Source organism: Plantactinospora sp. B5E13 (assembly GCF_039871775.1).
Taxonomy (GTDB): Bacteria; Actinomycetota; Actinomycetes; order Mycobacteriales; family Micromonosporaceae; genus Plantactinospora.
This window is the reverse complement of record NZ_JBDPLT010000021.1, coordinates 110,282-116,496: the sequence shown is the minus strand read 5'-3', so window position 1 is coordinate 116,496 and position 6,215 is coordinate 110,282. Positions and strand designations below refer to the sequence as shown.

Below are 6,215 nucleotides of genomic sequence, written 5' to 3'. Positions count from 1 at the left end.
GAGACCGATTCCGTCGCAAGAACCTGTCTACCGATGGCTCCACGTCCTTATCAAAAGCTGTCCGCTATGGACGGTACGCCCGTGTCATCCCGAACCGCCCCCGGATCCTTGCTGAGATCACCTCAGTAGAGGCTGACCCGCAGCACGCCGAAGAGCTCGGGCCGGGTGAGGATCTCGACGTAGTTTCCCACGCCGACGAACTCCTTGGTCGGGCTGAGCCCGTTCCACGAGGTGGCGCTGTACCAGAACATGTTGGCGACCGGGATGTAGGTGAAGGTCGCCAGCAGCGCCACCGGAAGCAGCAGGAACAGGTACGGGGTGACGACCCGCTTGCGGCGTCGTGGCGGCTGCCGTCGGGGCCCGGTCGGTCCGAGACGCCACCGCCCGGCGGGTGGCCCGGGCACCCGGCTCGCGGTGTTCGTCGGAGTCACCATCTGGTACGCCCACCTTCCGGTCAGGTCCCGGGCCGGGACTGCATCGGCCACGTGGTGCGCTGTACGGGGCCCGGAACCCCGCACACCCTCGCCGGCCGTCAGCACCAGGGACGACCGGCTACCGGAGTTTGGCCCTGGTCTGCGCCCACTTCTTGTTGAGGTCGGCGAAGATCTGCTCCTTGGTCTCGTTTCTCGCCCCCCGGGCCGCGTCCACGATCCGTTGCCGGTACGCCCCGTCGTAGAGGGCGATCTCGGCCTCGTTGCCGATCTTGTCGGCCAACCCCTCCTCGCCCCTCGGCGCGGGAGCCAGTTCGATGAACTCGGTGCCGGCGGCGGTCAGGTCGGCCAGCGTCGTCGGCATCGCCTGGCTGATCACCGGCGAGATCCCGCCCTGGTCCACGGCGTAGTTCGACTCGTTGGCGAACCAGTCGATCCAGGCCCGGGCCGTCGCCTTGTTCTTCGAGTTGGTATTGATCGCGTTCTTGTAGTCCCCACCCATCACGGTGTGGAACTTGCCGTTCACCTGGTTCGGGAAGGGCAGGTAGCCGATGTCGGCCCTGTTCGGGGCCGCGTCCTGCATCTGCACGATCGACCACGAGCCGAGCATCATGGTGGCAACCTTGCCGGTGCCGAGCAGGCCCTTCGACTGTTCCCAGTTCGTGGTGGTCGGGTCGGGCTCGGTCAGCCCCTGGGCCACGGCGTCGAAGAGCAGCGAGTCGAGGACGAAGTGCTCCTGCCCGGGTGCCCAGGGCGCGTCGTCCCGACCCAGCTTGATCGCCGCCTCCGGGTCGCCGCTGATCACACCGCGGCCGCCCTCCCACTGGCCGAGCGGCCACTTGTCCTTGTAGTTGGTGTAGAGCGGGATCGCGTCGGTCCTGTCCCGGATGGCGGCCAGCGCGGCGAGAAACTCGGCCGGGGTCTTCGGTGGCGCGGTGATGCCCGCCTGCTGCCACACCTTCTTGTTGTAGACGAAGCCCTGGGCGTTGCCGGTGATGGCGAGGCCGTAGACGGTGCCTTCGAAGCTCTGTTCGCTGCGGACGAACCGGTACTTATCGTCAAGGTCGTCGACGCTGCCGAGCGGCTCGAAGAAGGTCGGCAGCATGTCGGCGGTGACGGAGTTCGGGATGAGCAGGACGTCGCCGTACTCCCGGGTGTTCATCCGGATCCGGATCTCACCCTCGTAGTCGGTGATCGCCTCGAACTTGACCGTCGTCCCCGGGTACTTCGCCTCGAACGTCTTCTTGTACTCCTGGAAGACGGTGTTGACGATGTCGGTGCGCTGGGTCAGCACCGTGATCTCGCCGGACACCGTGTCGTCGGAGCCGCCGTCGTCCCCGCCGCAGCCCGCCAGGGCCAGCGACAGTACGAGTGCCACACCGGCGAATGCGTACTTCCTCATATGCGCGTCCCACCTCTCGGTGTCCACAAAGACGTTGCGCGATGCGTCGTTTCGCGCTTCCGCGAGGAAGGGGAGGGCAGCGCGACTTGCAGGGAAAGTACCTGTGGGTTACGGCCGTGTCAACGACGTGACAACGATGCGGGGGAACTGAACTGTTAAGCGCGTGAACCGGTTCAGGGTGCAGACCCTATTTGGGCTGCTCCTGGCGTTGAAGGAGAGATTGCCTCGTCATCGTGGGTGGTGCAGACAGGGCCATGAACCGGTTCAGACAATCGGCCTGGGCGGATTGCCTGCGTCAGGTTCGGCAACGGCGTCGCGATACCGCGAGCCAACGACAACCGACACTGTGACTTGCGGCCGTGTCGCGGAGTCTTGGTGGGTAGGGGCCGCCGGCGATGCGGAATATGCCGCTCGGTGGCCGGCAATTGCCTGCGGCGTCCGGCGTATCGACCGGATCGCCCCGGCTGCTCCCCGAGGCGTGCCCTGGCCGGGGGAGGTCCGGCCCGCTGTGCGGAGGGCCGGCCCGTTCTCCTAGCGTTTCGGCCGGTCCGTGCCGTTCCGACGGCGGCGCCAGGCCTCGACCGCCCGTTCGACGTCGAGGGTCGGCAGCACCACCGCAGGTCCGTCGACCAGGCCACGACGGGCCAGCAGGATCCGCTGGTTGAGTTCGGCGACGACAGCCCGGACCGCCTGTTCGGTCGACTCCTTCGCCAGGCGCCGCGGCAGCTCCTCGACCTCCTTGCGGATCTTCAGTGAGGTCGGCGCCAGCCCGGTCAGTTCCTCCCGACGGATCCAGTCCCTGATCCACCAGTTCTCGTCGTAGCCCGTACCGTAGCCGGGCAGGGGTTTGCCGGCACCGGGGAGGTTGTCGAACTCGCCTCGCTCCTGCGCCTCGCGGATCTGGCGTTCGATCCGGGACTCGTACCAACTCGGCACCGGTCAGCCCTCCCGCCGTCGCCCTCCGCCCCCCTGGCCGGTTCCATCGTAGGTCGGCCGCTGGTCGTGCCCGGACGGTGGCCGGTGACGGAGGCGGACCCGCCCATCCCCGATTGTCGATCAACTCGCCAACCTGGTGGGGCGCGCGGCGTGACCCGACCGCCCGTCCGGCGGCCCGGCCCCGCCGTCGGGGTCAGGCGCCCGTCTCGTGGTGCGGGGTGGTGACCGGTTTGGACTCCGGTGAGCCGTGTTGACGCAGGAAGACACTGAGCACGACGAGCGCGCCGACGGCGAGGAACTCGCTCTGCCAGTTCTGCATCGACTGGAACCAGAAGTCACTGGTCTGCAGGAACTGCCAGGCGCTGATCGCCGGCGCGCCGCTTTCCAGGCGCTGCTGCTCGTTGAATTCGGCGGTGCCGCCGAGCAGGTGGAAGACGAAGGAGAGCGCGAAGAGCAGCAGCAGGGCGATGGAGAGACTGTTGCGGTACAGGGTGAGCGCCACGCCCCGGACGTGCACCGGCCAGGGGGAGTTCGGCTTGGCGTTGCGGGCGTGGTCCTCGGGCCGGTCGGTGTCCGGCTCGGGTTTCGACTCCGACGAGCCGCGTTGGATCAGATAGGCGGTGAGCAGCACGTAGCCGCCCATCTGGAGGAACTCCGACTCCCAGTTCTCGAAGACCGCCTCCGCGAAGTGCCCGGTGCCGAGATAGTGCAGGTAGCCCTGGGGCGCCGCGCCGAACTGGGTCAGCTCCTCGTTGTGGGTCTGCCAGCCGAAGATGCTCTGCAGGACGAGGAAGAGCAGGAACGCGCCGAACATCGTCAGAGCGAGGGCGTTGTTACGTAGCCACCGCCGTGTCGACGGCTCCTCCCGACGGTTCGACGACATCTTCTCCTCAACGATCTGTCGCGCCATGTGGAGATCTCCGCTCATCAGGGTTGTTGTCCCGGATCGGGAGTCCCTTCCCAGGGCTCTCCGTTCCCTCGGCGTACCGGCGGAAAACCTGGTCAGGCGGTGCGGAGCCGGGCGGTCGGACCGGACGGTGACGCGGCTGCCCGCCGGGGCCGGTGGTCGACGGCCCGGCGACGGATCGGGATGGATCGCCGCCGGGCCGGGTACGAGGACCGGAGCGGGGGCCATCGACAGATCGAGGAGGTGTGGCGTGGCGGCATTCGTCAGCCAGTACACGCTGGACGTACGGGATGTTGACCTGATGGCCCGGTTCTGGTCCCGGGCGCTGGGCTACCGGTGCGTGCCGAAGGACGACGGCAGCGTCAAGCTCTGCCCACCCGACGGTGCGCCGCCGACGGTGCCGTCGGTCTGGCTGCAGCCGACGGCGCCGGTGAAGGCGGGCAAGAACCGGCTCCACCTGGACCTCGCCGTACGGGACGGCGTGGCGGCCGACGAGGTCGCGCGGCTGATCGGGTTGGGTGCGCGTCGGGCCGACGTGGGACAGCGCGGCGACGAGCCGTTCGTGGTGCTCGCCGACCCGGAGGGCAACGAGTTCTGTCTCCTCGACCACCCGACCCGGGGCGGCTGACCGTTCGACCCCGGGGACGGTTGACCGCTCGGGCCGCAGGCGCGCCGGGCGGTTTATCCCGGTCGGTGGTAGGGCACCGTTCACCGGGTACGGGCCCTGCCGGAGGGCAGGGCCGACAGATCCGGAGGAGGCAGTGATGCCGGCTCGTGAGGAGATGCCCAGCACCCTGAGACGGTCACCGAAGAAGGCCCGGGACACCTGGGCGAAGGCACACGACTCGGCGGTCGAGTCGTACGGGGAGGGGGAGCGGGCGCACCGTACCGCGTTCGCCGCGGTGAAGCACTCGTTCGAGAAGGTCGGCGACCACTGGGAGGCCAAGGGGCGCAAGGGGCCGAGCGACGCCCAGGCGGCCCGGCGCAGGCCGGCCGGGTCCACCGGTACCGCTGGTGGGGTGGACGCGAACGCGACCAAGGAACACCTGATGGACGTGGCGAGGCGGCTTGACGTACGGGGCCGCTCCCGGATGACCAAGGCGGAACTCGTCGACGCGATCCGGAAGGCGAACAACCGTCGTACCCGGGCGGTCCGGAACCGGTGATCCGGCCCGGCCGGAATTGCCGACAAATAGATATTCATATATCTTTCGTGGCAGGATCCGACCCCGGTCGGGCGGACCTGGCGGAGGGAGCGGCCATGAGCGAACCCGGCACATCCCCGGCGCGTCGCCGGTGCGGACGCCGCGTTCTGGCGCTGGTCGCCGCCCACACGCTCGTCCTCGGTGCCGTGGGCGTCGCCGCGGCCGGCCCCACCGACGGTGCCCCGGCGGCGGCCGCTGGTCGGGCGGTCGCCGCCGCACCCGGGCTGTACGCCGGCGGCACCTTCACCCGGGCCGGCGGGACGACCGTCGACCGGGTCGCGGTCTGGTCCGGTACGGCGTGGTCCGGCGTGCCGGGCGCCGGACCGGACGGTCCGGTCACCGCGTTCACCGTCTACCAGGGTGACCTCGTCGTCGGCGGCAGTTTCCTGACCGCCGGCGGGGTACGGGTGAACGGGATAGCCCGGTGGGACGGCAGTGCCTGGGCGCCGCTGACCGGGCCGGCCGGCACCGGGGTGATGAGCACCCCGCTCGACTTCGTCGACGCACTCACGGTCTTCGACGGGGACCTGGTCGTCGGCGGGCAGTTCCTCACCGCCGGCGGGGTGGCCGCGAACCACGTGGCCCGCTGGGACGGCACCCGGTGGCACCCACTGACCGGCGCCGCCGGCACCGGCGTCGACGTGGGTCCGGTCTCGGACCTGGTCGTACACGACGGTGCGCTGATCGTCGCGGGCGGCTTCAGCCAGGCCGGCGGGCTCGCCACCAACCGGATCGCCCGGTGGACCGGGCAGGCGTGGTCGACCCTGGGCACCGGGTTCAACGGCGAGGTGCTGGCGCTGGCCGTCTTCTCCGGTGCGCTGGTGGCGACGGGCGGGTTCACCGAGGCCGGGGGTGTGCCGGCGGCCCGGATCGCCCGGTGGGATGGTGGTGCCTGGGCGGCGCTCGGCGGAGGGCTGGACGCCGAGGGGCGCGCGCTCGCCGTACACGACGGGGCGCTGGTCGTCGGCGGACATTTCAGCGAGGCGGGCGGCGCCGTGACGAACTACCTCGCGCGGTGGACCGGCACGGCCTGGGCCGGGCTGGCCGGCCCCGGCGGCACCGGCACCGACGACACCGTCCTGTCGCTCGCGGTCCACGACGGACGGCTGGTCGCCGGCGGGTTCTTCACGACCGCCGGCGGGGTGGCGGCGGCGCATGTCGCCGCCTGGGACGGCGCCACCTGGGCCGCGCTGAGCGGCCCGGCCGGTGCCGGCACCGACGGTGGGGTCTACGCCCTGCGCAGCGTGTGAGGCGCGCGGCCGGCGCGGCAGGTGACGTCCGCGCCCGTGGTGGACCCGCGGCCGGACGACCGGCCGCCGCTGTCGCTTGCCGGC

7 protein-coding genes are annotated in these 6,215 nt (G+C 70.3%); 3 read left to right on the top strand and 4 right to left on the bottom strand.

All coding sequences use genetic code 11. The features are described from left to right. Window positions 1–122: 122 nt before the first annotated feature. The 4 genes from ABGB05_RS20340 to ABGB05_RS20325 form a co-directional block, all read right to left on the bottom strand. A complete protein-coding gene (locus ABGB05_RS20340; protein ID WP_347655022.1) occupies window positions 123–485 on the bottom strand; it encodes a hypothetical protein in 363 nt (120 codons plus the stop codon). A 67-nt stretch (window positions 486–552) separates the two neighbouring features. Next, window positions 553–1,833: an ABC transporter substrate-binding protein gene (locus ABGB05_RS20335; RefSeq protein WP_347655021.1), complete on the bottom strand. Its 1,281-nt coding sequence runs from the start codon at window positions 1,831–1,833 to the stop codon at window positions 553–555. A 531-nt stretch (window positions 1,834–2,364) separates the two neighbouring features. Next, the gene (locus ABGB05_RS20330) at window positions 2,365–2,769 is read right to left on the bottom strand and encodes a DUF1992 domain-containing protein (RefSeq protein WP_347655020.1); all 405 of its coding nucleotides are present in this window, start codon (window positions 2,767–2,769) and stop codon (window positions 2,365–2,367) included. A gap of 193 nt (window positions 2,770–2,962) precedes the next feature. After that, window positions 2,963–3,697: a DUF6766 family protein gene (locus ABGB05_RS20325; protein ID WP_347655019.1), complete on the bottom strand. Its 735-nt coding sequence runs from the start codon at window positions 3,695–3,697 to the stop codon at window positions 2,963–2,965. Window positions 3,698–3,926: 229 nt separating this feature from the next. Here ABGB05_RS20325 and ABGB05_RS20320 point away from each other — a divergent pair, with 229 nt between their 5' ends. From ABGB05_RS20320 to ABGB05_RS20310, 3 genes are all read left to right on the top strand, one after another. Further along, complete coding sequence (locus tag ABGB05_RS20320) at window positions 3,927–4,304, top strand: VOC family protein (RefSeq protein WP_347655018.1); 378 nt, start codon at window positions 3,927–3,929, stop codon at window positions 4,302–4,304. 136 nt (window positions 4,305–4,440) lie between these two features. Further along, window positions 4,441–4,842, top strand: a complete 402-nt coding sequence (locus ABGB05_RS20315; RefSeq protein WP_347655017.1) for a ChaB family protein — start codon at window positions 4,441–4,443, stop codon at window positions 4,840–4,842. 95 nt (window positions 4,843–4,937) lie between these two features. Next, window positions 4,938–6,131, top strand: a complete 1,194-nt coding sequence (locus ABGB05_RS20310; protein ID WP_347655016.1) for a hypothetical protein — start codon at window positions 4,938–4,940, stop codon at window positions 6,129–6,131. Window positions 6,132–6,215 lie beyond the last annotated feature (84 nt).

Excerpts from the sequence above, each read along its gene's own strand:
- ABGB05_RS20335 (WP_347655021.1), bottom strand. The coding sequence starts at position 1,833 with ATGAGGAAGTACGCATTCGCCGGTGTGGCACTCGTACTGTCGCTGGCC.
- ABGB05_RS20325 (WP_347655019.1), bottom strand. The coding sequence starts at position 3,697 with ATGAGCGGAGATCTCCACATGGCGCGACAGATCGTTGAGGAGAAGATG.
- ABGB05_RS20315 (WP_347655017.1), top strand. The coding sequence starts at position 4,441 with ATGCCGGCTCGTGAGGAGATGCCCAGCACCCTGAGACGGTCACCGAAG.
- ABGB05_RS20310 (WP_347655016.1), top strand. The coding sequence starts at position 4,938 with ATGAGCGAACCCGGCACATCCCCGGCGCGTCGCCGGTGCGGACGCCGC.